Genomic DNA, 23,084 nt, shown 5'->3' with positions numbered 1-23,084 from the left:
ATGACCGTGACCATTGAGACCGTCCTTGGCTGGCGCGACATCGCCACTGTCGCTGAGGGTGCCGACCTATCGCTTGCGCCTGCCGTATGGGAGCGCGTCGAGCAGGCAAGCCGCATCGTTGACAGCATCGTCGAGAGCGGCGTGCGCGCCTATGGCGTCAACACTGGCGTCGGCGCCCTTTCCGACACGGTCGTCGATCGACAATCCCAAAGCAGGCTTTCGCGCAACATCATTCTCAGCCACGCCTGCGGTGTCGGCGAGCGACTGGCGCCACGCGAGGTGCGTGCCATTATCGCGGCTCAAATCGCCAATTTTTCCCATGGTCATTCCGGGGTCCGGACGGACGTAATTCGCCATCTTTCGACCTTCCTTGAAAAAGACTGCATTCCCGACGTGCCATCGAAAGGCTCGGCGGGCTACCTGACGCACAACGCCCACAACGCGCTCGTGCTGATCGGCGAGGGGACGGCGCAGGTGGCCGGCAAACGGATGAGCGGCAGCCAGGCGCTTGCCGCGATCGGCCTGTCGCCTTTGGTGCTAGGGGCCAAGGAAGGCCTCAGCCTCGTCAACGGCACGGCCTGCGCGACTGGGCTTTCGAGCATCGCGCTCGCCCGCGCCGAACGACTGCTCGACTGGGCCGATGCGATCGCAGCGCTGACGCTCGAAGCAGCCGGGTGTCAGATGGCCGCCTTCAACGAAGAGGTCTTGGCGCTCAAGGTTTCAAAAGGAATGGCGACCGTGGGGGCGTCGTTGCGCAAAAGGCTTGCGGGAAGCGGCATTGTCGCGGCAGCGCTTGGTAAAAGGACGCAGGATGCCTTGAGCCTTCGCTCGGTGCCGCACGCCCATGGCGCTGCGCGCGACGTGTTCGACAATTCTGCCCGCGCGGTCGACCAGGAACTGGCCTCTGTCTCCGACAATCCTGCAGTGTCCGGTACGCCGCAGCATCCCGTCGTCTCCTCAGAGGCCCACGCGGTATCGCCAGCCCTCGGCCTTGCCGCCGACAGTCTTGCGATCTCGCTGGCGCAGATCAGCGCGATCAGCGAACGGCGGATGGACCGGCTTGTAAATCCTCTGGTAAGCGGCCTGCCGGCATTTCTGGCAAGCGACGCCGGCAGCAATTCCGGCCTTATGATCGCACAATATACGGCCGCAGCGCTCAGCAATGAAAATCGGCGTCTGGCCGCGCCCGCAAGCACTGACAGCGGCCTGACATCGGCACTGCAGGAGGACTTTCTGGCCCACCCGACGGCGGCCGCGAACAAGCTCCTCGCCGTTATCGACAACGCCGAATATATCCTGGCGATCGAGCTGATGGCCGCAGCGCAGGCGCATGATTTCCTTGACGGCACCGCTCCTCGCGCCGCCGGCACGGATGCGATCTATCAGGCGGTCAGGGGCCGAATTGCACACTACGCCGACGATCGGCCGCTGGCCGGTGATATGGAGGCGATGCGCAGCCTTTTGCGGGATACCACGCCTCCCGCAGCTTGATCCGCAGATCGCCGAGACAGGACAGCGAGCGAGGATTTATGCTATCAAATCCACCACGCGTCAGCTTCGCGTCAGCTTTCGTTTCTAACACGGCACTGACTTGAGGTTGGCGTGGCGGCGCTTGATCAAGCGAATTGAGGTGGCAGCCGTCCTTTGGAAAGCAGTTGCGGAAGGTCGCGTTTCGAGATGCAAAACTATGCCGGTTCCTGGATAAAGTCGGCGAGGATCAGCACGACCGTGGTTTCGTTCGTATCGCTCATGGCCCTCTGGTGGGCGCTTCTCTACATTTTCTATACGTTTCCACAGATTGATATAGCAGCAGCCCGCAGTGTGTTTACGCCGCGTGGCTGTACTGTCCACGATGCAATCGATAAGACCTGCGGCATATTCGGTCTGGAAACAGATCCGTTTTTTGTTGCGGCGCGAACGGTCCTCCTGATCCTGCCTTATGTCGTAGTGGCAGGCTTGCTGGGATTGATCGTGGTGTCGTTGTGGCAGCTTGGAAAAGACTGGAAGACGCCTCAAGTGAAGATGGTTCTCGCCTCTCTGCTCTCTTTGGCTATCGGGTGCGGCCTGCTCGTAAATCTGCTCCTGAAGGAATTTGGCGGCCGCCCGCGTCCGCGCGATACCATCCTTTTCGGGGGCAATCTCGATTTTGTCCAAGCGGGCTCGTTCGCCGGCAAATGTCTCAAGAACTGTTCGTTCGTATCCGGGGAGGCATCCTCCGCCGGCTGGCTGCTCTGCCTGATTCTGCTTCTGCCGGAGCGCTGGCGGCTGCCGGTGGGCTTTCCCGTGGCGGTTATTTCCATTGTTATCCCGACCATGCGGGTCCTGACCGGCGCGCACTATCTTTCCGATGCGGTTTTGGGCTGGCTCTCTTCGGTGGTCATCTTTGCCGGCGTACTCGTCATCTTGGAAACTCTGCATCACCGCCGTGACGCCGCTTAAGCATGCCTTGACATGATGACATGAAGCGATACTGAAAGAGATGTTCGAACGGAAATGACAACGTGATAACGACCACGATCGCCTCCGCCTTCATTGCATCGTTTCTCGGCTCCTTCGTCGAAGTGGTTGAAGCGTTTACGATTGTTCTGGCCGTCGGGATCACGCAAGGCTGGCGGCCCGCGCTGTTCGGGTCCGCGGTAGCGCTTGCCGTGCTCGTCGCCCTGGTGGTTCTCCTAGGCCCCCTCCTTAACCTCATCCCGATTGATCTCATCCAGCTTCTGGTCGGGACGCTGCTCGTGCTGTTTGGCCTGCGGTGGCTGAGAAAAGCCATTCTGCGGGCCGCCGGTTTCATTGCCCTTCACGATGAGGCGAAGGCCTTCGGCGCCGAGGTTGACAGCCTGACGCGGCAGGCGGCGGACAGGAGGGCCGACATGTTTGCGGCAACGGTCGCCTTCAAGGCGGTTCTGCTCGAAGGCGTTGAGGTCGTCTTCATCGTCATCGCGACAGGGGCTGGAAACGGCATGATCGGATATGCAAGCGCCGGTGCGGCCCTTGCCTGTCTGCTGGTCGCCGGCGCAGGATTTCTGTTACACAAACCGTTATCTGCCGTCCCGGAAAACAGCCTGAAGTTCGTCGTCGGGCTGCTGTTGAGCGCTTTCGGCGTTTTCTGGATCGGAGAGGGGCTTGGCGCCGACTGGCCGGGTGCGGATCTATCGCTGCTGGGGATACTGGCGGTCCTGGCCATATTTTCTTTTCTGGCGGTCAGAACGTTGCGCCGCCTTGGCAATAGCGCGGTAAGCCCATGAGTGTCATCAAAAGCACGGTTTTGGAAATCTTTCACCTGTTCGTTGATGACGGTGCTCTGGCACTTTCAGCGTTTGCCCTCATCATCGCGGCGATCGTCGCCGTCAAGGTCGCCCATATCAACGGCCTTTTCATCGGTGTGGTCTTTCTGGTCGGATGTCTTGTTATTCTCGGTGCGAGCCTGCTGCGAGCGGCGCAAGCGGCGTCGCGAAAAGGCGGCGGTTAATATCGGACGCTTTCTCAAGCCGATTGGCAATTCGACCGATGCGCAAAACGAGTTCATCGAGATTGAATGGCTTGATCAGATAATCGACCGCGCCGATGCGCAGCCCTTCGATTTGATCGGAAATCTGATCGTAGGCAGACATGATGATCACCGGCGGCAGGGGCGATCCATCCTTCATGTGTCGCAGCAGATCCAAGCCGTTGCCATCGGGCAGGCGGAGATCGAGAAGAACGAGCCCATAGCGCGTCTGATCGACGGCTGCCGTCGCCGACTTCAGGTCGGTCGCCCAATCGACCTTCCAGCCATGCGCAACCATATGGTCGCGCACCGCATTGCCGATCAGCATATTGTCTTCGACCAGGAGTATTCGCAATGACGGCTCCGCTTCGCAAAGGCGAACGATGACCGGTCATGCTGACAATCACCTGAAGGCGAACCCTTGAGATTTTGTGGGTGACACCCCAACTGTGTTGATCGCAATCGTATTTCAGGTAAATCTTAGTAAAGGCGATCGCGTTCGTGCCTCAACATCCGGGCGGAGGGGACACCGCCCTGTGGGGATCAACATCGGTTCAAGACGCCATTTTATGCCGGAGACAATTCATTGAACGATCGTACCAACGGGGGTTGGGCGCCATTTGCCCGCCCGACACTCGGCAGCATTACGCTTTGCCTTTTGACCACGCTTTATTTGCTGCTGGTCACCAACCAAACTTTCTGGACCAAGGCGTATGACTACCTTGTGTTCGATCCGCCGGCCCTTGTGGCATTCGTCGTTGGCATTTCCGCGCTCTTCATGGCTGTCGTGACCCTGTTTTCGGCGAAATACCTGACCAAGCCGATCCTGATCTTCTTTGTTCTCGTATCGTCCGCGGCGTCCTGGTTCACCGACCAGTTCGGCGTGATCGTCGACAAGGAAATGATCCGCAACGCGGCGGTCTCAACCGGTGCTGAAGCCGGCCACCTGATCACCGTCCGATTCGTCACGCACTTGCTGCTGACGGGTCTTCTGCCTTCATTGCTGGTTGCCTGGGTGCGGATCGACCATCGCCGGATATTGCCGAAGCTTGCCCATAATACGGTGGTGATCCTTTCCTGCTTTGCCATCTTTGCCGTTGCCGGCTTGAGTTTCTACAAGACCTTTGCCGGCGTCGGTCGTGCACATCGCGATATCATTTCAACGCTCAATCCGTTCATGCCGCTGCGTGGGGCGGTGAGCTACGCCGTCGGCGCCCAGGAGGATTCCAGTATCGTCGCCGCACCGCTCGGCACCGATGCGCACAGGGTCAATAGCGCCGCCAAGCCGCGCGTGACGATCATCGTCGCCGGTGAGACGGCGCGCGCCGCCAACTTCTCGCTCGGCGGTTATGCGCGCAAGACCAACCCGGAGATGGAAAAGCGCAACGTCGTCTATTTCCCGAATACCAGCAGCTGCGGAACGGCGACCGCCACATCGATCCCATGCATGTACTCGGTTTATCCGCGCGCGGAGTATTCGCATCGCAAGGCTCTCGCGACCCAGAACCTGCTGGATGTGCTCGGCTATGCAAAAGTCGATGTTTCATGGCTCGACAATGATACCGGCAGCTACCGTGTCACCGATCGTGTGCCTTACGAATATCTTCCCAATCTGAACGATCCGCGTTTCTGTAAGGAGGGTGAGTGCCTCGATGCAATCCTGCTCGACAAGGTGGATGGCTGGCTCGACCGCGTCAAGGGCGACAGCGTTCTGGTCCTTCACCAGTTGGGCAGCCACGGCCCGGCCTACTACCAGCGCTATCCGGACGAGTTCCGCCGCTTCACCCCGGATTGTCGCGCCAATGATTTCGGCAGCTGCACGCCGGAGGAAATTACCAACGCCTATGACAATACGATCCTTTACACCGATCATGTCATTGCAACCGTGATCGACAAGCTGAAGCAACGCTCGGCGACGATGGCTGCCTCGGTAGTCTATGTCTCCGACCACGGTGAATCGCTCGGCGAAAACGGTATCTATCTGCACGGAACGCCTTATCTTTTCGCGCCGACGCAGCAGACACATGTCCCCTTTCTTGTCTGGGTCGCCGACGACCTGGCAAAGTCGGCCGGTTACGACATGAGTTGCCTTGCCAAGCATGCCGATGCGACCTATTCCCACGACAATTTCTTTCACAGCGTGCTCGGCGTGATGGATGTTGCCACCAAGGTCTACGATCCCAAGCTCGATGTCTTTGCGCAGTGCCGCCGGCCGCCGGATACACTGGCCAGCGCTCATTGATGGCTGTGCTTGCGCAAGAGGACTTGGAATGGACGGGACCGTCGAGGTAGGCAGCAAGGTAGGCGCGCGGGATGATCAGCCCACCGGCCGCGCCTTCTTCACAACGCTGGGGAGCGTGGCATGACAAGATCGGATACTGGACGTCTCTATACCGTTGTCTCGTATCTGCTCTGGCCTGCTTTTTTCCTCGGCGGCCTGGTCGGTGCCTATCTGGCATTTCGCACGTCGCTGCCGCTTTTGTGGTTCAACGTGGTCTATCTTGGCATCGTCATTCTCATCGGCGTCTCCGAGCGGATCATGCCCTATGAGCGGACGTGGCTTGCCCATGATGGCGAGACCTTCAACGATTTTGCTCACACCCTGTTGAATAAGGGCGGTGTGCAGATCGCCGCTGCCATCGGCACGTCGTTCCCGATGGCAGTTGCCACGGTGGCGCTGCCGCTATTGCCGACAAGCATCCATCTATGGCCCGATGAATGGCCGCTTTTCGCGCAGGTGGGCCTCGGGCTCATCGTTGCCGAACTTGGGCTCTATGTCGCGCATCGCGTCGCGCATGAAAACCTCTCCCTCTGGCGATTTCACGCGTTGCATCACAGTGTCGAGCGTTTGTGGGTCGTCAACACCGGTCGGTTTCATTTCGTCGATTCGCTCTTCAAGATCGTTCTCAGCCAGATTCCTCTTTATCTGCTTGGCGCGCCCTTGCCGGTCTTCCTGTGGATCGGTGCGGTAACGGCCTTCATAGGTCTTCTGACCCACTGCAATCTCGACGTCAGGACAGGGCCGCTGGACTGGGTGCTGAGCACGCCGCGCCTGCATCGCTGGCATCACTCGAGGCTGCTTGCGGAGGGAAATACCAATTACGGTGAGAACCTCGTGCTTTGGGACCAGATCTTTGGCACCTATTTCAATCCGCCACGCCCGTCTTCGATTAATATCGGCATCAGCGGTCGCGTAGCGAAGGGGTTCCTTGCCCAGATTGCGCAGCCTTTTTCGGCAAGGGGAGCGCGGCAGATCCTCGGTCGCGCGCCGACGGTGAAGGAGGGCGTTCAATCCGTTCCTGAGACAGAGGAGCCGGAAAGCGCCTGATCCTGCGACGGAGATTGGTTGGACCGTATTGACCTATTGTCCTAGATTGATCATCCCAGGGTGAGACAATCATCCAAGAGCGAACGACGTTTCTCCCCGACAACAGACGCGTCCTTTCTGGATGCAGGCCAATAGGACATTAATCGATGGCAAACCCTCCACGCCGGCCGGTAAATCCGATGGATGCTGCCGAAGCACTGTTCAAGCCGGTCAAGAAGGCCGCCCCGCCGGCAATCGAACGCACGCTTCCCAATGCCAGAGAGCTCGTCACACTCAAAATCGACCGCACCATATTGGAATATTTTCAGCAGGCGGGTCCCGGCTGGCAGGACCGTCTGAACGACACCCTGCGCGAAGCCCTCAAGGACAAGCTCTCCGATTCCTAACCGTTGATCTCTTATTCAGTCGGCTGCACGGCGGCTATATTGCACAGATCAAACCGCAGGTGAGATACCTTCTGCGCCGGCATTTCTCAGGCAGCGCGTTTGACTTTGGGACGTCCGAATTTAGTCAAGGTGGAAGGCCGCGATCGGGCCAAAACTGAAAGCGAGCAACCACCTGCAGCCAATTGCTTGAACGTGACGTCACATGGCGAACATCAAAGTTCCATCCGTGGCTACCCGAGAGCCTTGTTAAATCACAAATGCTGATATAAATGAAGGCGATTGATGAGGACCTCAGGAACCAATGAAACGCGGCTTTCTAACTATCCATGCCGGTGAGAACCCTGCGGCGTTGCGAGCGCTTTCGGCACCAGCTCGCGTAGACATGCTAAGGTTGCTGTGCTCCAAAGGCCCGATGAATGTGAATGAAATCGTACGGTTGCTGGGCTTGCCGCAATCGACGGTTGCGACGGGGATCATGATCCTGGAAGAGGCCGGCCTCATCGAAAGTAAGGCAACAAAAGCGCGCCAAGGGTACCAGAAGGTCTGCTCAGCGCTTTATGACGAGGTTCTTCTCAGCTTCGAGGATACGACCTTAAAGCGCAACGAGGACGTGATAGAGGTAGCGATGCCTATCGGCCTCTATACTAGCTGCGAGACCCATGCGCCATGTGGGCTTTGCTCAACCGAGGGCGTGATTGGGCTGCTGGACGTGCCGGACTACTTTCTCGATCCGCAGCGCATGCAAGCCGGTCTCCTGTGGTTTGGACGTGGCCACGTAGAATATAAGTTTCCCAACAATGCGAAGATTCTGAACAAGGGCGTCAATGCTATCGAGTTTTCAGTGGAGCTGTCCTCGGAGGTCCCCGGAACCAATCCCGACTGGCCTTCGGATATCACGCTTTGGGTCAACGGCGTCGCCGTCGGCACATGGACGTCGCCCGGGGACTATGGCGACAAGCGCGGCGCCTTCACTCCGAGCTGGTGGAAGCTCGAGGGCTCCCAATATGGCAAGCTCAAGACATGGCGGATTTCTAAGAAAGGTACCTTCATCGACGGCGTTGCCGCGTCGGGTGTCACTATCGACGAACTTGCTATTAGCCAACATTCGTCAATCCGGCTCAGGATCGGCATTGCCGACGATGCACGCCATACCGGCGGCGTGAACATATTTGGCCGCGGCTTCGGCAACTACGGCCATGACATTCTGATGCGGATCGACCTTTCCTGAGTTTATATCATAAATTGTGATTTACGGCGTTGATACCCACGGGCATTCTGTTTCTAGTAGCCGTTTCAATTAAGTATTTATAAAATAATCTTTTTCTCCGAATTTATCTCCTTTGATCGGGTGTATTTGTCTCCACAAATCGAGGTCAATTAAGCATTGACTGGCCGCCGAAATTGTATCACGATCAAGGTATAAGAACAAGATTTGTGATATATATGGGAGGTTAGCCATGAAGGCGCAAGTGGTCATCCATCGTGATTTCCGAATTGCCGATATCGACGACCGGCTTTACAGCTCCTTTCTGGAGCATCTGGGTAGGGCGATCTACGGGGGTATTTATGAGCCAGGTCACCCGACGGCCGACGCGGACGGGTTTCGCCAGGACGTCATCGAATTGGTCCGGGATCTGAATTCTCCCTTTTGCCGATATCCCGGCGGCAACTTCGTGTCCGCCTACAACTGGGAAGACGGGGTGGGACCCCGTTCGGAGCGTCCCATCCGCCTTGATCTTGCTTGGCGCACGCGTGAAAGCAACCAGATCGGCGTCAACGAATTCGTCGACTGGTGCAAGAAGGCCAACACCAAGCCGATGCTGGCTGTCAATCTGGGTTCGCGCGGTCTGGATGCAGCGCGCAACTTCGTGGAATATTGCAATCACCCCAGCGGCACCTATTGGTCGGACCTGCGCCGTAAGCATGGTTGGGCCGAGCCCCATGGCGTGAAGCTGTGGTGCCTCGGCAACGAGATGGACGGTCCGTGGCAGGTCGGTCATAAATCTGCTTACGAATACGGCCGGTTGGCCGACGAGACGGCTAAGGCGATGCGCGGTTTCGACAAGTCGCTGGAGCTGGTCGTCTGCGGTTCCTCCAACTCGGAGATGAAGACCTATCCCGACTGGGAGGCACAGGTTCTGGAGCAGTGCTACGACAGCGCGGACCACATTTCGCTGCACATGTATTTCGCCAATCGCGAAAAGAACACGCTCAACTATCTCGCAAAAGCGGAGAAGCTCGATCGCTATATTGGCACCATTGGCGGCGTGATCGACTATATCAAAGCGAAGAAGCGTTCGAAGAAGACGATCGGCATCTCGTTCGACGAGTGGAACGTCTGGTATCATTCAAACCAGCAGGATAAGGACATCCTTGCGCGCGACGAGTGGCCGGACGCCCCCCATCTCCTCGAAGACGTCTACAATTTCGAGGACGTTCTACAGGTCGGCGGCATTCTGAACACCTTCATCCGACGCTCGGATCGCGTGCGCATTGCCTGCATCGCGCAGCTCGTAAATGTGATTGCGCCGATCATGACGGAGAACGGCGGTCCCGCCTGGCGGCAGACCATCTATTATCCGTTGTATTTCGCCTCGAAATATGGCCGCGGCTTCGCGCTTCGCCTGGTCACCGACGGTCCGACGTATGACAGCGATGAGGCCGATGACGTGCCCTATCTCGACGTCTCCGCCGTCCATGATGCCACTGCGAAAACGGTCACCTTATTTGCCGTGAACCGCCATCTGGACACCGCGCTCGATCTCGACACCCGACTAGAAGGTTTCCCCGGCGCTCGCGTCATCGAGCAACACCAGATGGTTCACGAGAAGCTTGAGGCGGTCAATACGGCGTCTCGGCCCAATGCAGTCGTTCCCATTCAGGTGGGTGACGCAACGATCGAGGATGGTCGGCTTCGCGCTACGCTGAAGCCGTTGTCCTATAGCGTGATCCGGCTGTCGGTATGACAGCTGGCCGCCGAGACGCCAATAAACGCGCCTCGGTCTGCAATGACGTCCGGCACGTCGCGAGGAGGCGATGCTTGTCGGCACGGTGGTTTATTGCAAGCCGGTTTGGATAAGATCTGTTCAAGGCTCGGCTGATGCAGGGAGTTTGAAAGCCACGGCATGCTTGGCGTGCCGTCCGATGGATAACTAGGGAGGAGACTATGCACAAGTGGAAGAAGCTTGCTTTCGGTGTCGCGTTCGCCGCGTTCGGCCTCGTCGCGGCTGCCAAGGCCGAGGACTACACCTCCTTGCCACGCAAGGAGACTCTGATCGTCGAAAATCCGGAAGGGACAATCAAGAATCCCGGCTGGTTCAATGTCTGGGTCAACGGCGGCGGTGGTGTTTCGACCGGCGTGCAGCAGCTGACGATGGATACGCTTTGGTACATCGACCCTGAGCAGGGGCTCGGTGGCTCGGCCTGGGACAATTCGCTCGCCGCTGACAAGCCACAATACAATGACGACTTCACCCAGATGACGGTCAAGCTGCGCAAGGGACTCTACTGGAGCGACGGCGTGGAGTTCACCGCCGATGACCTGGTCTACACGGTCAAGACCCAGATGGACCATCCGGGGATGAACTGGAGCGCGGCCTTTTCCGTGCAGGTCGCCAGTGTCGAGGCGGCGGACCCTTACACGGTTGTATTCAAGCTCAAGAAGCCGAATTCGCGTTTTCACGCCATCTTCACCGTACGATGGAACGGCGCCTGGATGATGCCGAAACATGTCTTCGAGAAGGTAGCCGATCCGGTTCGCTACGATTTCGCCAATCCGGTTTCGCTGGGCGCCTACAAGCTGAAAACCTATGACCCGCAGGGCAAGTGGTACACATGGGAAAAGCGCGACGACTGGCAGCGTACTTCGCTCGCCCGCCTTGGCAACCCGGGCCCGAAATATGTCACTTATGTCGATCCCGGCCCGCCGGATAAACGAACGATTGCCCAGCTGGAGCACAATCTCGATATCATTCACGACAACACGCCTGAGGGCATGTTCACATTGAAAGAGAAATCCAAGACGAGCGAAAGCTGGTTCCCGGGCTTCCCCTTCGCCCATCCCGATCCGACGCTGCCGGCGGTGATCTTCAATACACAGGATCCGCTGTTTAAGAGCGCTGATGTCCGCTGGGCCCTCGCGCTGCTGATCGATATCCGGGCGGTCGACATGGCGAGTTACCGGGGGGCCGCTACTCTTTCAGCGCTTGGCGTTCCGCCGACGGCGATTGCTATGAAGGATTACCAGGCGCCGCTGCAGAACTGGCTCAAGGACTTCGAAGTCGATACCGGCAAGCGCAAGATCAAACCGTATGATCCGACGATTGGCCAGCAGATCGCTGATATCCTGCGTAAGCAGCCCAAATACAAGGATCAGATTCCGACCGATGCGAGCGCCATCAGCACGGCCTTCGGCTACGGCTGGTGGAAGCCCGATCCGCAGGCGGCCACTGAACTGCTGGAAAAGGCCGGCTTCAAGAAGGTTAGCGGAAAATGGATGACGCCGGACGGCCAGCCCTTCAAGATTCGCTTGACGGTGGAGGGCGATACTCGCTCGGTCTTTACCCGCGCGGGCACGTTGATCGCCCAGCAATGGGCAGCCTTCGGTCTCGACGCCAAGGCCGTGCCGACCGTAAATCTCTGGCAGGTTGCACTACAGCCTGGTGATTTTCAGGTCGCTATCGCCTGGAGCGTGGAGACATGGGGTGGCGATCCCGATCTATCGTTCTTCCTCGATAGCTGGCATTCGGATTTTGTTGCCAAGAAGGGCGAGAACCAGGCGGCCCGCAACTGGCAGCGCTGGTCCAATCCCGAACTTGACAAGATTATCGAGAACATTCGTCGGGTGAGCGCCGACGATCCCAAGGGTGTCGAGCTCGGCAAAGACTATCTGAAGCTTGTCGCGCGGGAAATGCCGACCATTCCGCTGATGTCCTACAACGTGTTCACGTCGATGGATACCACCTACTGGAAAGGCTATCCGACGATCGCCGATCCCTATACCGACCCGGTTCCCAATTGGGCGAATTCCCGGCTGATGATGGTCAAGCTGAAGCCGACGCAGCCATAAATCCTCCCAACCCTGACGCGGCGTGCACCGCGTCAGGCACCTGTCGCCGGACGTCAAATGGGTCCGGCGAACCCTTTTGAAGAGAGCGCAAGCAGCAAGGAAAACGGCGGCATGGCGTCCTATCCCATTTTCGTATTGAAGCGATTCGGCCAGTTCCTCCTCGTTGTGTTTCTCGGCATTTCCGCCACCTTCTTCATCACCCATCTGACACCGATCGATCCCGTCGAGCAGAGCATCGGTGCGATCCAGCAGATGGGGCAGTCCGATCCCCGAGCCGTCGACCTCATGCGCCAGTCGCTTCGCGAGCTCTATGGCATGGAGGGCTCGCTCTGGCAGCAATATCTACACTTCTGGACGCGTCTTGCGACCGGCGATCTCGGCCCCTCGCTTTCCGCCTTTCCGACGCCTGTGTCGACCATCATTCTGAGATCCCTTCCATGGACGATCGGCCTGATGACGGTTTCGACTCTGATCACATTCGTCCTTGGCAACACCATTGGAGCGCTTGCGGGCTACTATCGGAAAAACGTCGTCCTCAAGACCGTCAGCCTCGTCTTCATCGCAATGCAGCCGATCCCCTATTACATTCTCGCATTCGTGCTGATCATCCTGTTCGGCTATCTCTGGCCGATCCTGCCCATCAACGGCGGTTACGAGATGAACACCAATCTGCAACTGTCCTTTGCCCTGGTTTTCGATATCCTGCGGCACTCGATCTTGCCGGCGCTTTCGCTGATCCTCGTCGGCACGGGCGGCTGGCTGATCGGGATGCGTGCCCTAGTGTCCAATATCGTAACCGAAGACTACGTGGTTTTCGCCGAGCTTGGCGGCGTGCCAAAAAACCGCATCCTGCTTTCCTATGTGGCGCGCAACGCGATGGTGCCGCAATTCACCGGGCTTGCCATGTCCCTGGGGGCGATCTTCAACGGCACGGTCATCACAGAGATTGTCTTCGGCTTTCCCGGCATCGGAAACCTGCTGATTTCGGCGGTACACGCCGGTGACTACAGCCTCGTGCTAGGGCTCAGCGCGCTTTCCATCGTCGGTGTCGCCGCAGCCGTGTTCATCATCGACATACTGAGCCCGCTGATCGACCCGCGCATCAAGGTGGAATAGGAGCATGCTTACGATCATCCGCGACCTCGCGCGCCAGAATGTGGAATTCCTTTGCGGCCTGCTGCTGTTTGCGGTGATCGTCGCCCTGGTGATCCTGTCCTATTTTTCACCCTACGGTCCTTCCGATATCTATCTTCTGCCACCGGACATGCCGCCCGACAGCCAATATTGGCTGGGCACGACTTCGCGTGGGCAGGATGTCTTTTGGCAACTTACGACGGCTCTTAGGAATACGCTTTATTTCGGTATCGGGGTGGCGTTCCTGTCTCGCATCATCTCGCTGGTGGTCGGTCTGGTCGCGGGCTACCTCGGCGGCCCTGTCGACCGGGTGCTGATGGCCATCAACGACAGCATCATGGTCATTCCGCAATTTCCGGTGCTGATCCTGTTTTACTTCGTGCTGAAGGACGAAATGACATGGAGCGTTCTCATCGTCGTGATGGCCTCACTCGGCTGGTCCTATGACGCCCGCCTGATCCGCTCAGTGGCGATCAGCCTGAAGAGCCGACCCTTCACGATCCAGAGCGTCTATTCAGGCATGAGCATGCGCAAGATTCTCGTCGGCGAGCATCTGCCCTACGTTCTGCCGATCGTCTTTGCCACCACGATGAACAACATGATCTGGTCGATCGGCATGGAAATCACGCTGTCGGTGCTCGGCTTCACGGATATCGAAACGCCGACCATGGGCATGATGATATACTGGGCCAATGCCCATTCGGCGTTGATCGCCGGAATATGGTGGTGGGTTGCCGCACCGGTCGCAGCCATCATCGTGCTATTTATGGCGCTTTTCATGCTCTCGATGTCCATGAATGAGTACAACGATCCGCGCAGTCGGCTGAACCGGATGGGAGGCTAGGCATGGAAGCCGTGGTCGAAGTAAAGAACCTCAAGGCCTACTACAGGGCTTTCCTCTACGGCATCGATCGCGAAGTGCGCGCCGTGGACGACATCAGTCTGACGATTGGGCGCGGCGAAATCTACGGCATCGCCGGTGAATCAAGCAGCGGGAAGACGACGCTCATCAAGACCATAGCTGGGGCTATTCGCCCCCCGCTCAGGGTCGTTTCGGGCGCGGTCACATTTCATTTCGCCGGCGGCGTGCAGGACATTTATGCCATGACCCCGAATGAGAGGGCAGCCCTGCGGTGGCGGCATTTGTCCTACATCATGCAGGGCTCAATGAACGTGCTCAATCCGGTGCGGCGCATTCGCCATTCGTTTACCGATTTTGCCTTTCGCCACATGAAAGTTGAAAGATCCACCTTCTTCGACCGAGTCGCCAACCATCTGCAGCGGCTGAAGCTCGATCCTGATCTTCTCGATGCCTATCCGCACGAGTTGTCCGGCGGGATGCGCCAGCGCATGACCATCGCGCTCGCCACCATACTGACGCCGGAGTTCATCATCGCGGACGAGCCGACGACGGCCCTCGATGTAATAGTGCAGCGCGACGTATTGACGATGATCCGCGAAATCCAGCGAGAAATGGGCTCCTCCTTTCTGTTTGTCACCCATGACATGGGCGTGCATGCCACCGTCTCCGACCGCATTGGAATCGTCTATGCCGGCCGCCTGGTTGAAGAGGCACCCACTCGCAACCTCTTCCAATTGCCACTTCATCCTTACACACAACATCTGGTCGCCAGCCTTCCGCGCATCGGCGATACGACCGCACGGCCCTCGCTGGAAGGAAGGCCGCCAAACCTTGCCATGCCGCCGGAAGGCTGTCGGTTTCATCCGAGGTGCCCGAAGCGCATGGACATTTGCAGCCGAGAGGTGCCGCCGATGGTGACCATTGAGCCTGACAGGCGCGTTGCCTGCTTTGCTGTAACGGGAGGATAAATTTGGACGATCTCCTTTCGCTCTCGCATGTCACTAAGGTCTATCGCCAGGGTGGTTTGCTCAGCCGGCGCCAAATCATTGCCGTCCGCGATGTCAGCCTTACACTTGGACGGGAGCCCGAGATCCTCTCGATAGTCGGCGAATCCGGTTCGGGAAAGTCGACGATTGCAGCGATGATTCTCGGCCAGACGAAGCCAACAGAAGGAAAGCTAGATTTTCGGGGACTGCCCGTCGCGATTCACGGCAGGGTCGAGCGCCGTGCGTTCATGAGGGATGTCCAGCCGGTGCTGCAAAACCCGTTCGAGGCTTTCAACCCGCTGAAGCGGGTCGACCGCTACCTCTTCGAAACGGCGAAGAATTTTTCTCCTGACGGTAAGAAGCCGACCTGGGAGGAGGTCGAGCGTATGGCCGACGCCGCACTCGCGCATGTCGGACTGACCCTAGCCGAGGTGAGAGGCCGGTTTCCCCACGAACTGTCGGGCGGCCAGTTGCAGCGCACAGCAATCGCGCGCGCGCTCATACCGCAACCACGGCTTCTGGTAGCCGACGAACCCGTCTCAATGGTCGACGCCTCGCTGAGAATGGCCATCGTTAACCTCTTTGGCCGTTTGAAGAAGGAACTCGGCCTGTCGATCGTCTACATAACGCACGATCTCGCGACTGCGTACTATATCAGTGATCGCGTCGTCATCATGAGAAAGGGCGAAATTGTCGAGGAAGGGGAGGCGCGGCTAGTTCTCGACAATCCGCAACATCCCTATTCACGCGCGCTGAAGGAAGCTGTCCTTTCCACTGGCCCCAAGATCCAGCAATCTTCGACAACTTGACCCATATCCACCGTTTCTCTCCGAGCGCGGGAACTGCTGTAGACCACACGCAGGGTCAAACACAGTGTGATCGCCAGATCCGAATATTTCTGCTGGCCATCCCGCGAACTGCGGCGAGACGCGGACCGCAGACAAAGCACCTCATCATTGACCCAAATCGTCAAATCACCGCGCCGCTGCAGGCTCTCGCTATGCGCGATCCAATTTGTGACCCGATGCTTCCATCTGGCGATCTTAAGTCGCCAATCGGCGTTGAACTTATGAGGCATACAGGACATCCCGAAGGCGAAAACGCACGCTAAATATCAGCCACGCTCCCGTTCGTGCGACAAAGCCTATTGACGGCGAAATCGTCTCGACGCAAACGATCACCTGGCTAGGTCTTCAGGACCATCACTGGATCCGCTTTCGCATCGGCATCGACGAAACCGCCGGCAACCCAGGTGGTCTCAATATCTTCGGCAAGGGCTTCGGCGACTTCGACCAGGATATCGTCATGTCGCTCTATTTCTAAAGCGGCGCGACCGGTTCGTTCTTGAAGCCGGCGGCATCGAGTGCCCGTCGAACGAGACCTGACTCCTTCGCATCGGTCATGAAAGCGCTGACGAATGACAGGGCGTGCGGCTTCCCACGCCCGACGGCGATCGCTATCCCTGTCGATTGGAAACCGCCTTCGAGGATCCGCGTATCGGGCAATTGTGGAAGCAGTGTCGTGAAAGCCTCGCGTGACAAAGCGAATGCGTCCGCCTGGCCGGTTCGTATCCGCTCGACTGCTTCGGCAATCGTATCGACCACCTGTGGCACAGTCTTGGTCAGGCTGCGCGCGGCGCTGCGAATTGTCGTGGTGTTGGCAATGCCGACAACGCGCACTTGCGGGCGATCGACCTCTGACAGGGTATTGATTCCGGAGGTTTCCGTCACAAGATAGGTGCTTTCAAGAATATAGTAGGCCGGCCCGAATGCTACCTGCTTGCGCCGTTCGTCGTCGACCGGCATGAAGCCGACATCGATGGCTCCCGTTTTCAACGCATCGGTGCATGCGCCGGAGTTCATGAAACAGGCTATCTCCAGGCGGCAGCCGAGCTCCGAAGCGAGCGCGTGCGCCAGATCGATGGTCACGCCGTGATAGCTCTTGGTGTCGTCGTCATAGACCACAAAAAGCGCCGAGAGAGCCGGCGCCGCGACGACGCCGAGCCGAAGCGCGCCTGTTGGGATAAGCTCGCGAGCGATGGCGTTGTCGTGCTGCATCTTCTGTTCCAACGTTCTGTCCACTCATTTCAAACTGCCGCGGAAATCGACGGCGTCAACCCTTTTCAAGGGCGGCGCTGACATCGGGTGGTGTCCAGCCGCGCTCCGTCTTGTCATGCAACGCGCTGCGGTCGCCGAGCATTGCGGCCTCAAGCAGTTCGGCAATCTCCTTGGCCTTTGCAATATATTCCGGATTGTTGAAGACCGGGACATCTTCCTTCCATAGCGGCGCTAGCTGACGCAGTCCCGCCCGATCTTGCTGGACGAAAACGGTTTTGCTCTTTTCGACCTCGTAGGGATGCATGCCAAGCGCTGCCAATGCGTATCCGGCAGCGCGAACCGAGCTGTCAAAGACTTCACGAACGATGTCGTTAGCACCTGCCTGGTAGAGGCGGTAGACATGGCCTCGGTCGAAGGCGCGGGCGATGATGTGTAGCCCCGGATTTTCGCGCCTGGCATGCTTGACGATTTCGACCGAGCGGTCGGGGTCGTCGATTGCGACCACCAGCAGCTTTGCGCCGGCAAGGCCCGCCGAATGAAGCAGATCCGGCCGGCCGGCATCCCCGAAGAAGGACCTGACGCCGAACTTGCGCAGGCCCTCCACCACGTCGGCCTGATAGTCGAGGACGACGGTCTTGTGGCCGTTGGCAAGCAGAACGCGATTGATGATCTGCCCGAAGCGCCCAAGGCCGGCAATAATGACCATCGCCGGCTCGGAGATGTCGTCGGCGTCTTCTGCCTGCTGTCGGTCAAAACGCGGCATGATCAATTTGTCGAGGACAATGAAAAGCGCCGGCGTCAGCATCATCGAAAGTGCGACTACGAGCAGCAGCACGGCTGCCAGTTCCTGAGGCAGGACTGCGTTCTGTACCGTGAAGGAAAGCAGAACAAACCCGAATTCGCCGGCCTGTGCGAGCCCCATGGCAAACAGCCACTTGTCCGATCCCCGCAGCTTGAACAGGTGGGCAAGCACAAGCAGAACCGCGATTTTCACGGCCATCAGCCCGAGCGTCAATGCCACGACGATGGCAAGTTTTGCCCACAACAGCTCGAAGTTGATGCTGGCGCCGACAGTAATGAAAAAGAGGCCGAGCAACAGGCCCTTGAAAGGCTCGATGTCGCTTTCAAGCTCGTGGCGGAATTCGCTGTTGGCAAGGACCACACCAGCCAGGAACGTGCCCAGAGCGGGCGATAGGCCGACGAGCGTCATCAAAAGTGCGATGGCGATGACCAGCAGCAGTGCGGCGGCGGTAAAAATCTCGCGCAGCTTGGAGGCCGCAATGATCCGAAAGATCGGCCGGGAGAGGTAGTGGCCGGCGACCACGACAAAGGCGACTGCGGCGATGGTGATGATCGTCACCTGCCAGCCTGCCAGCCCGTCCAAAAGCCCTGCCGTCGAATGCCCACCGGCTGCTGGCGTATGCTGCAAGAGGCGACTGAGCTCAGGAAGCGCCAATAGCGGGATCAACGCCAGCATGGGAATGACGGCGATGTCCTGGAACAGGAGCACGGAGAAGCTTGACTGGCCGCCGTCCGACTTCAGCAGGCCCTTCTCGCCCAGGGTTTGAAGAACAATGGCCGTCGAAGACAGGGAGAATATGAAGCCGACCGTCAGCGACACGCTCCAGACCTGGCCGAGCAGCATGCTGATCGCCATGACGAGCGCCGCTGTCGCGACGATCTGCAGGCCTCCGAGCCCCAGCAGCTTGGCGCGCATTTCCCAAAGCGCGCGCGGCTGCAACTCGAGCCCAACGAGAAAGAGCATCATCACGACGCCGAACTCGGCAAAGTGTTGCAGGTCCTCGGTCTCGTTGCCGACAAGGTGCAGCACTGGACCGATCAGAACGCCGGCGATGAGATAGCCGAGCACGGAACCAAGGCCCAACCGCTTGGCGACAAGCACCGAGACAACCGCTGCAAGGAGATAGATGAAAGCTTGGAAGACGAATCCGTTCATCGCTCTTCTCCTTGGTGAATGGGCAAATTCTCGTGATCGAGCAGGTCGCTCTGAAGTGCCCTTTCCAGATGAAAGTGATCGTCCCTGAGCGATTCCAAAAGGGTTCGATAGGCTGAGAGATGGCGTTCTGCCCGTCCATCATTCTTGGAATCATGCGCGGAGAAAAGCACCAGCGGCGGGATGTATCGCATCTGGCAGAGATTTGCCGTCTGCTCGAGCGGCGACAGCAGCGTGCGCAAACTAAAGTGATTGCGCCCGGTCGCCCCGTAGGCGTCCTGCGGCCCGCCGGCCGTGACGACGGGCAAAAATATCTTGCCCTTCAGCTTGTCGCCATTATGGCCGTAGGCGAACCCATATTCGAGAACCAGGTCTTGCCATTCCTTCAAAAGCGCCGGTGTCGAATACCAGTATATCGGAAACTGAAACACGATGACATCATGTGCCTGCAATCGCGCCTGCTCGAAATCGATGTCGATGTTGAAGGTGGGATAGTCGGCGTAGAGATCGACGAAGGTCACTCTGTCCACCGATTTTGCGACCTTGGCCATGGCCACATTGACCCTGGAATGGCGTTGACCTGGGTGGACGAACAGAACAAGCACTCTTGCCATGGAACCTCGGCTAATATCGGGAATGAATGACAAACTGCTGTCGTTTCCTTCGCCACGTCAAGTCGATGTCGCCGATCGGCGGCGTGCGCACCGTAAACTTATCGCTGTGAAAACAAGATCTGGGAGTGAGGCTTTGGTTCATGCGGCGTCAAGGCGCGCGATTTGGCGCCGTGCTTGCATGGCAGTTGCTCGCAGTTGGCGACCAAGGATCTCACAATCCGCGATCGATGAGATCTTTATCTTTTTTCAAACATTAGCAACCGCTGCGCCACAAGTGAAGACGACGACAGAGTAGCTATGGCTTGTCCTTTAGATCTTGAAAAGGCATCCGGGCATTGAAGTCCCGTTATCAGGACATCGCCTACCTCTCGTTACCTGGGAACAAGAGGGCTTCGTAGTCCTGGGCGCCATTAAGGACGTGCACGATCACGACCTGGCTCATCGACCCGGTAGAAAATGAGATAGTTCCCATTAGGAAGGCGGCGCACATTCGTATGCTCATAACGCGGGACAAGAGGATAGGCGCGCGGCATATCACTTAGCCGCTCGCACCGCTTGACCAGCTCGTTAACGAAGCTCACCGCTCTCAGCGGGTTGTCGGCGGCAATATAGTCGCCGATCCGCTCAAGGTCGGATTCCGCTTCGGCCGAGAAAACAACCCTCACTTGCCAGTATCTTGCGCCATGCGCTCGTATTTAGCGGTAAGGCGCTTTGCAACCTCAGAGATAGGCTTGACCCGTCCAGCATCTGCGTCGGCAAGGCCGCGTTCAATCGCGGCATCCAAAACGGCTAGGCGCTTTTCGCGTTCTTCAAGCAGCCTCACCCCTTCCCGCAGAATTTCGCTGCGCGAGTTATAGCGGCCGGCTCTCACAAGGTCGGATACGTAATTTTCGAGACGTTTCCCGAGGTCTGCGCTGCTTGCCATGTTGGTACCTTCCTGTTGCGATCTTATATCATGACCCGATAATAGTTATCAGCGATCCTGACATGACAGACCGGCGTCCCCGGGGGTGTGGTCGACGAGCGTAGTCACGATCCGCGCCACGCAGCGGAGACTGGATTTTTACAGCTCACAGATGCTAGCCATTAGTCCGGAAAATCGGGCTCTCGCTGACCCCATAGGACAGTGCCTTTCAGATATCTCTATCGTCACCAATTTAAGTAAGCGCTTCTATCCATGATAGAAGTTTAATGATGCCGCAATCAACCTTCCTGTTAGCCTTATAGTTTAGCAAGCTTGAAATTCTAATACGGACGTCCATATAGGAGCGATCGAAGCTTCTCACTCGAGATACCAGATATGGCAAAGCCGTCGCACAGGGACAAAATTTTGACGGAGGGTCTGCAGGTCGTGCACGCGCATGGCTTCGCCAACGCTTCCGTTCGCGACATCGTCCAGGCCGCGGGCGTGCCGCAGGGCTCGTTCACCAACCATTTTGCCTCTAAGGAGGTATTTGGCCTGGAAGTGATCGACCTTTATTTCTCAAGGAGCCAAGCCGTCATACGAGACACGCTTCGAAACGATGCGCTTCCGCCGCTTCAAAGACTTGCCGACTATATCGACAGAAGCAGGAATCGCCTGAACCAGCAAAACATGCGAAACGGCTGCCTTCTCGGCAATTTCACAGCCGAGGCAACCGACCATAGCGAGGCGATCAGGGCCAAGCTGCTGAAGGTATTCGCCGAGGTTCGCGATGCGATCGCCTATTGTCTGGAGGCCGCGGTGAAAGCTGGCGAATTGCGCCAAGACTTCGAATGCGAGGAGGTCGCTGCGTTTATCGTCTCGTCGTTGCAGGGTGCAAACCTCTTGGCGAAGGCCGAACGCAGTCCAGAACCAGTGGATCGTTTCAAGAAAATTCTGTTTTCGACGATCCTGCACTGATCGATCAGGAGGCGGCGGCATGTGGCCGATGCCTCGTTCATGTCATCCACGAAACCTTGCCCACGGCGTGAAAGCATTCCTATGAAAGTCTCTTCTTCTTCCGTGCTTGGCCGTCGGGCCAGTTTCTGGGTCTCGGCTGCTGTCGTTGCCCACACACTTTGGACCAGCGCCGCCCCTGCCATGACCTACCCGCTCTATGCCAGGGAGTGGGGTCTGACGCCCACGGTTACGACAGCCATTTTCGCCATCTATCCGATCGTCGTCGTGCTTGTTTTGATCGGATTCGGCGACATTTCGGACTATGTCGGCCGGCGCGCCACGATGTTGCTCGGGATGGGCGCATCCCTGGTCGGCGTGCTGCTTTTTGCCATCGCGCCGGATATTCTCTGGGTGTTCATTGGTCGGGTTTTCATGGGCCTCGGCGTTGGGCTTTCCGCAAGTCCTTCTGCAGCGGCCATGGTTGAATTCAGCGCCCCTGGACAGTCGCAGCGCGCAAGCGCGGTGACCACGGCTGCGCAGGCGCTGGGTCTTACATGTGCGGCGCTCGTTGGTGGCGCGCTCATCGAATATGCACCTTTTCCAACCCGGCTGAATTTCTGGGTTCTTCTGTTCGTTCTTGCTGCGGTCTTTGCGGCCACCTGGTTCCTGCCGCGTCATACGTCGGCTGAAGCGCGCGGCCGCTGGCGGCCGAAGGCGATTGTCATTCCCAGGGGTATCAGGGAGATCTTTGCGTCGGCAACGATCGCGGTGACGGCATCCTATGCGCTCGGCGCAGTGGTGCTGTCGCTTGGCGCGCAGATTGCCCATGATCTGATCGGCTCATCCAACTCGCTGGTAAACGGGGCGACGATCGCACTCTTTGCCGTGGTCGCGGCTGCGGTGACGATCCCGGCGCGGCGTCTCGCGTCGACGACGGCAATCCTCGTTGGTGGTACTGCATCGGTGGCCGCGATGGCGCTTCTGGCGCTCTCGGCAAGTGAGCACGCCTTGCTGATCTTCATCGCCGCCGCAGCCGCTGCAGGGATGGGCTACAGCCTGCTGTTTTCGGGAGGCCTGAACCTGTTGAGCGCCAATGCTCCTGCCCATCATCGCGGCGGTACTCTGTCCGCGTTGTTTCTTGTTGCCTATCTGACCCAGGGTATCGTTGCGCTTGCCGTCGGGATGATCGCAACAGCGTACGGGCTCGCTTTTGGGATCGATATCGGCGCGATCTTGATCGGAACCTTAAGCATTGCCGCGGTTTTGTTGGCTCTTCGCACCGGCAGATTGCAGTCCGCCGTTCAATCGTCCGTCGGGTAAAGCTGAGGACTGGTTTCAACCATTCTG

22 protein-coding genes and 2 pseudogenes are annotated in these 23,084 nt (G+C 58.2%); 17 read left to right on the top strand and 7 right to left on the bottom strand.

Annotation, left to right across the window (positions count from 1 at the left end; all coding sequences use genetic code 11):
• The 4 genes from AB4Z52_RS13035 (at nucleotide 1) to AB4Z52_RS13020 (ending at nucleotide 3,469) form a co-directional block, all read left to right on the top strand.
• Nucleotides 1–1,491 carry an HAL/PAL/TAL family ammonia-lyase gene (locus tag AB4Z52_RS13035; protein ID WP_442218339.1) on the top strand — a complete coding sequence of 497 codons (1,491 nt, stop codon included), beginning with the start codon at nucleotides 1–3 and terminating at the stop codon, nucleotides 1,489–1,491.
• A 186-nt stretch (nucleotides 1,492–1,677) separates the two neighbouring features.
• Nucleotides 1,678–2,439 carry a phosphatase PAP2 family protein gene (locus AB4Z52_RS13030; protein WP_442218338.1) on the top strand — a complete coding sequence of 254 codons (762 nt, stop codon included), beginning with the start codon at nucleotides 1,678–1,680 and terminating at the stop codon, nucleotides 2,437–2,439.
• Between the two features lie 65 nt (nucleotides 2,440–2,504).
• Nucleotides 2,505–3,245: a COG4280 domain-containing protein gene (locus AB4Z52_RS13025; protein ID WP_442218444.1), complete on the top strand. Its 741-nt coding sequence runs from the start codon at nucleotides 2,505–2,507 to the stop codon at nucleotides 3,243–3,245.
• Nucleotides 3,242–3,469: a hypothetical protein gene (locus AB4Z52_RS13020; protein WP_442218337.1), complete on the top strand. Its 228-nt coding sequence runs from the start codon at nucleotides 3,242–3,244 to the stop codon at nucleotides 3,467–3,469. Before AB4Z52_RS13025 ends, AB4Z52_RS13020 begins: the two co-directional genes overlap by 4 nt.
• Here the strand turns inward: AB4Z52_RS13020 and AB4Z52_RS13015 are convergent.
• Nucleotides 3,408–3,842 carry a response regulator transcription factor gene (locus AB4Z52_RS13015; protein WP_442218336.1) on the bottom strand — a complete coding sequence of 145 codons (435 nt, stop codon included), beginning with the start codon at nucleotides 3,840–3,842 and terminating at the stop codon, nucleotides 3,408–3,410. The two genes, AB4Z52_RS13020 and AB4Z52_RS13015, sit on opposite strands and share 62 nt — an antisense overlap.
• A gap of 231 nt (nucleotides 3,843–4,073) precedes the next feature.
• Between AB4Z52_RS13015 and AB4Z52_RS13010 the strand changes: the two genes are divergently transcribed.
• From AB4Z52_RS13010 to AB4Z52_RS12965, 10 genes are all read left to right on the top strand, one after another.
• A complete protein-coding gene (locus AB4Z52_RS13010; RefSeq protein WP_442218335.1) occupies nucleotides 4,074–5,729 on the top strand; it encodes a phosphoethanolamine transferase in 1,656 nt (551 codons plus the stop codon).
• 120 nt (nucleotides 5,730–5,849) lie between these two features.
• Nucleotides 5,850–6,815, top strand: coding sequence for a sterol desaturase family protein (locus tag AB4Z52_RS13005; RefSeq protein ID WP_442218334.1), 966 nt, complete (start codon nucleotides 5,850–5,852; stop codon nucleotides 6,813–6,815).
• A 146-nt stretch (nucleotides 6,816–6,961) separates the two neighbouring features.
• Nucleotides 6,962–7,201: a BrnA antitoxin family protein gene (locus tag AB4Z52_RS13000; protein WP_442218333.1), complete on the top strand. Its 240-nt coding sequence runs from the start codon at nucleotides 6,962–6,964 to the stop codon at nucleotides 7,199–7,201.
• Nucleotides 7,202–7,502: 301 nt separating this feature from the next.
• Entirely contained in the window at nucleotides 7,503–8,429 is a 927-nt protein-coding gene (locus AB4Z52_RS12995) for an ArsR/SmtB family transcription factor (RefSeq protein ID WP_442218332.1), read from the top strand.
• A gap of 229 nt (nucleotides 8,430–8,658) precedes the next feature.
• Nucleotides 8,659–10,167 (top strand): arabinosylfuranosidase ArfA, encoded by a 1,509-nt coding sequence (arfA, locus tag AB4Z52_RS12990; RefSeq protein ID WP_442218331.1) that lies wholly within the window; start codon nucleotides 8,659–8,661, stop codon nucleotides 10,165–10,167.
• Nucleotides 10,168–10,367: 200 nt separating this feature from the next.
• Entirely contained in the window at nucleotides 10,368–12,269 is a 1,902-nt protein-coding gene (locus AB4Z52_RS12985) for an ABC transporter substrate-binding protein (RefSeq protein WP_442218330.1), read from the top strand.
• A 111-nt stretch (nucleotides 12,270–12,380) separates the two neighbouring features.
• Entirely contained in the window at nucleotides 12,381–13,385 is a 1,005-nt protein-coding gene (locus tag AB4Z52_RS12980; protein ID WP_442218329.1) for an ABC transporter permease, read from the top strand.
• A gap of 4 nt (nucleotides 13,386–13,389) precedes the next feature.
• Nucleotides 13,390–14,247 (top strand): ABC transporter permease, encoded by an 858-nt coding sequence (locus tag AB4Z52_RS12975; protein ID WP_442218328.1) that lies wholly within the window; start codon nucleotides 13,390–13,392, stop codon nucleotides 14,245–14,247.
• Between the two features lie 2 nt (nucleotides 14,248–14,249).
• The gene (locus tag AB4Z52_RS12970; protein ID WP_442218327.1) at nucleotides 14,250–15,233 is read left to right on the top strand and encodes an ABC transporter ATP-binding protein; all 984 of its coding nucleotides are present in this window, start codon (nucleotides 14,250–14,252) and stop codon (nucleotides 15,231–15,233) included.
• 2 nt (nucleotides 15,234–15,235) lie between these two features.
• Nucleotides 15,236–16,060 (top strand): ABC transporter ATP-binding protein, encoded by an 825-nt coding sequence (locus AB4Z52_RS12965; protein WP_442218326.1) that lies wholly within the window; start codon nucleotides 15,236–15,238, stop codon nucleotides 16,058–16,060.
• Here AB4Z52_RS12965 and AB4Z52_RS12960 read toward each other — a convergent pair.
• On the bottom strand, nucleotides 15,991–16,329 hold the full coding sequence (locus AB4Z52_RS12960) for a transposase (RefSeq protein ID WP_442218325.1): 339 nt from the start codon (nucleotides 16,327–16,329) through the stop codon (nucleotides 15,991–15,993). The genes AB4Z52_RS12965 and AB4Z52_RS12960 overlap by 70 nt on opposite strands.
• Nucleotides 16,330–16,397: 68 nt before the next feature.
• On the opposite strand from AB4Z52_RS12960, the pseudogene AB4Z52_RS12955 reads away from it, so the two are divergent.
• Nucleotides 16,398–16,574: pseudogene (locus AB4Z52_RS12955) on the top strand (transcriptional regulator); the annotation flags it as partial.
• Here the strand turns inward: AB4Z52_RS12955 and AB4Z52_RS12950 are convergent.
• From AB4Z52_RS12950 to AB4Z52_RS12930, 5 genes and pseudogenes are all read right to left on the bottom strand, one after another.
• Entirely contained in the window at nucleotides 16,571–17,308 is a 738-nt protein-coding gene (locus AB4Z52_RS12950) for a transporter substrate-binding domain-containing protein (RefSeq protein WP_442218324.1), read from the bottom strand. The pseudogene AB4Z52_RS12955 and the gene AB4Z52_RS12950 sit on opposite strands and share 4 nt — an antisense overlap.
• 55 nt (nucleotides 17,309–17,363) lie before the next feature.
• Nucleotides 17,364–19,265 carry a monovalent cation:proton antiporter-2 (CPA2) family protein gene (locus AB4Z52_RS12945; protein WP_442218323.1) on the bottom strand — a complete coding sequence of 634 codons (1,902 nt, stop codon included), beginning with the start codon at nucleotides 19,263–19,265 and terminating at the stop codon, nucleotides 17,364–17,366.
• Entirely contained in the window at nucleotides 19,262–19,876 is a 615-nt protein-coding gene (locus AB4Z52_RS12940; RefSeq protein ID WP_442218322.1) for an NAD(P)H-dependent oxidoreductase, read from the bottom strand. The genes AB4Z52_RS12945 and AB4Z52_RS12940 overlap by 4 nt, the downstream gene beginning before the upstream one ends.
• Before the next feature lie 361 nt (nucleotides 19,877–20,237).
• Nucleotides 20,238–20,541, bottom strand: a pseudogene (locus AB4Z52_RS12935) (type II toxin-antitoxin system RelE/ParE family toxin).
• Complete coding sequence (locus AB4Z52_RS12930) at nucleotides 20,538–20,801, bottom strand: type II toxin-antitoxin system ParD family antitoxin (RefSeq protein WP_442218321.1); 264 nt, start codon at nucleotides 20,799–20,801, stop codon at nucleotides 20,538–20,540. The pseudogene AB4Z52_RS12935 and the gene AB4Z52_RS12930 overlap by 4 nt, the downstream one beginning before the upstream one ends.
• A gap of 405 nt (nucleotides 20,802–21,206) precedes the next feature.
• Between AB4Z52_RS12930 and AB4Z52_RS12925 the strand changes: the two genes are divergently transcribed.
• Together AB4Z52_RS12925 and AB4Z52_RS12920 are read left to right on the top strand one after the other, a co-directional pair.
• Nucleotides 21,207–21,758, top strand: coding sequence for a TetR family transcriptional regulator C-terminal domain-containing protein (locus tag AB4Z52_RS12925; protein WP_442218320.1), 552 nt, complete (start codon nucleotides 21,207–21,209; stop codon nucleotides 21,756–21,758).
• An 81-nt stretch (nucleotides 21,759–21,839) separates the two neighbouring features.
• Nucleotides 21,840–23,057 (top strand): MFS transporter, encoded by a 1,218-nt coding sequence (locus tag AB4Z52_RS12920; protein ID WP_442218319.1) that lies wholly within the window; start codon nucleotides 21,840–21,842, stop codon nucleotides 23,055–23,057.
• Nucleotides 23,058–23,084 lie beyond the last annotated feature (27 nt).

This window comes from Rhizobium sp. 2YAF20, assembly GCF_052114685.1.
Taxonomy (GTDB): domain Bacteria; phylum Pseudomonadota; class Alphaproteobacteria; order Rhizobiales; family Rhizobiaceae; genus Rhizobium.
Note: the sequence above shows the minus strand (reverse complement) of the source record. Positions and strands in the feature narration are given on the sequence as shown.

Bases quoted from the DNA above. Each gene is read 5' to 3' on its own strand.
- AB4Z52_RS12975 (WP_442218328.1), top strand. From the start codon at position 13,390: ATGCTTACGATCATCCGCGACCTCGCGCGCCAGAATGTGGAATTCCTT.
- AB4Z52_RS12920 (WP_442218319.1), top strand. From the start codon at position 21,840: ATGAAAGTCTCTTCTTCTTCCGTGCTTGGCCGTCGGGCCAGTTTCTGG.
- AB4Z52_RS12930 (WP_442218321.1), bottom strand. From the start codon at position 20,801: ATGGCAAGCAGCGCAGACCTCGGGAAACGTCTCGAAAATTACGTATCC.
- AB4Z52_RS12945 (WP_442218323.1), bottom strand. From the start codon at position 19,265: ATGAACGGATTCGTCTTCCAAGCTTTCATCTATCTCCTTGCAGCGGTT.
- AB4Z52_RS12950 (WP_442218324.1), bottom strand. From the start codon at position 17,308: ATGCAGCACGACAACGCCATCGCTCGCGAGCTTATCCCAACAGGCGCG.
- AB4Z52_RS12970 (WP_442218327.1), top strand. From the start codon at position 14,250: ATGGAAGCCGTGGTCGAAGTAAAGAACCTCAAGGCCTACTACAGGGCT.
- AB4Z52_RS12985 (WP_442218330.1), top strand. From the start codon at position 10,368: ATGCACAAGTGGAAGAAGCTTGCTTTCGGTGTCGCGTTCGCCGCGTTC.
- AB4Z52_RS13035 (WP_442218339.1), top strand. From the start codon at position 1: ATGACCGTGACCATTGAGACCGTCCTTGGCTGGCGCGACATCGCCACT.
- AB4Z52_RS13005 (WP_442218334.1), top strand. From the start codon at position 5,850: ATGACAAGATCGGATACTGGACGTCTCTATACCGTTGTCTCGTATCTG.
- AB4Z52_RS13000 (WP_442218333.1), top strand. From the start codon at position 6,962: ATGGCAAACCCTCCACGCCGGCCGGTAAATCCGATGGATGCTGCCGAA.
- AB4Z52_RS12980 (WP_442218329.1), top strand. From the start codon at position 12,381: ATGGCGTCCTATCCCATTTTCGTATTGAAGCGATTCGGCCAGTTCCTC.
- AB4Z52_RS12940 (WP_442218322.1), bottom strand. From the start codon at position 19,876: ATGGCAAGAGTGCTTGTTCTGTTCGTCCACCCAGGTCAACGCCATTCC.
- AB4Z52_RS12960 (WP_442218325.1), bottom strand. From the start codon at position 16,329: ATGCCTCATAAGTTCAACGCCGATTGGCGACTTAAGATCGCCAGATGG.
- AB4Z52_RS12995 (WP_442218332.1), top strand. From the start codon at position 7,503: ATGAAACGCGGCTTTCTAACTATCCATGCCGGTGAGAACCCTGCGGCG.
- AB4Z52_RS13020 (WP_442218337.1), top strand. From the start codon at position 3,242: ATGAGTGTCATCAAAAGCACGGTTTTGGAAATCTTTCACCTGTTCGTT.
- AB4Z52_RS13030 (WP_442218338.1), top strand. From the start codon at position 1,678: ATGCAAAACTATGCCGGTTCCTGGATAAAGTCGGCGAGGATCAGCACG.
- arfA (WP_442218331.1), top strand. From the start codon at position 8,659: ATGAAGGCGCAAGTGGTCATCCATCGTGATTTCCGAATTGCCGATATC.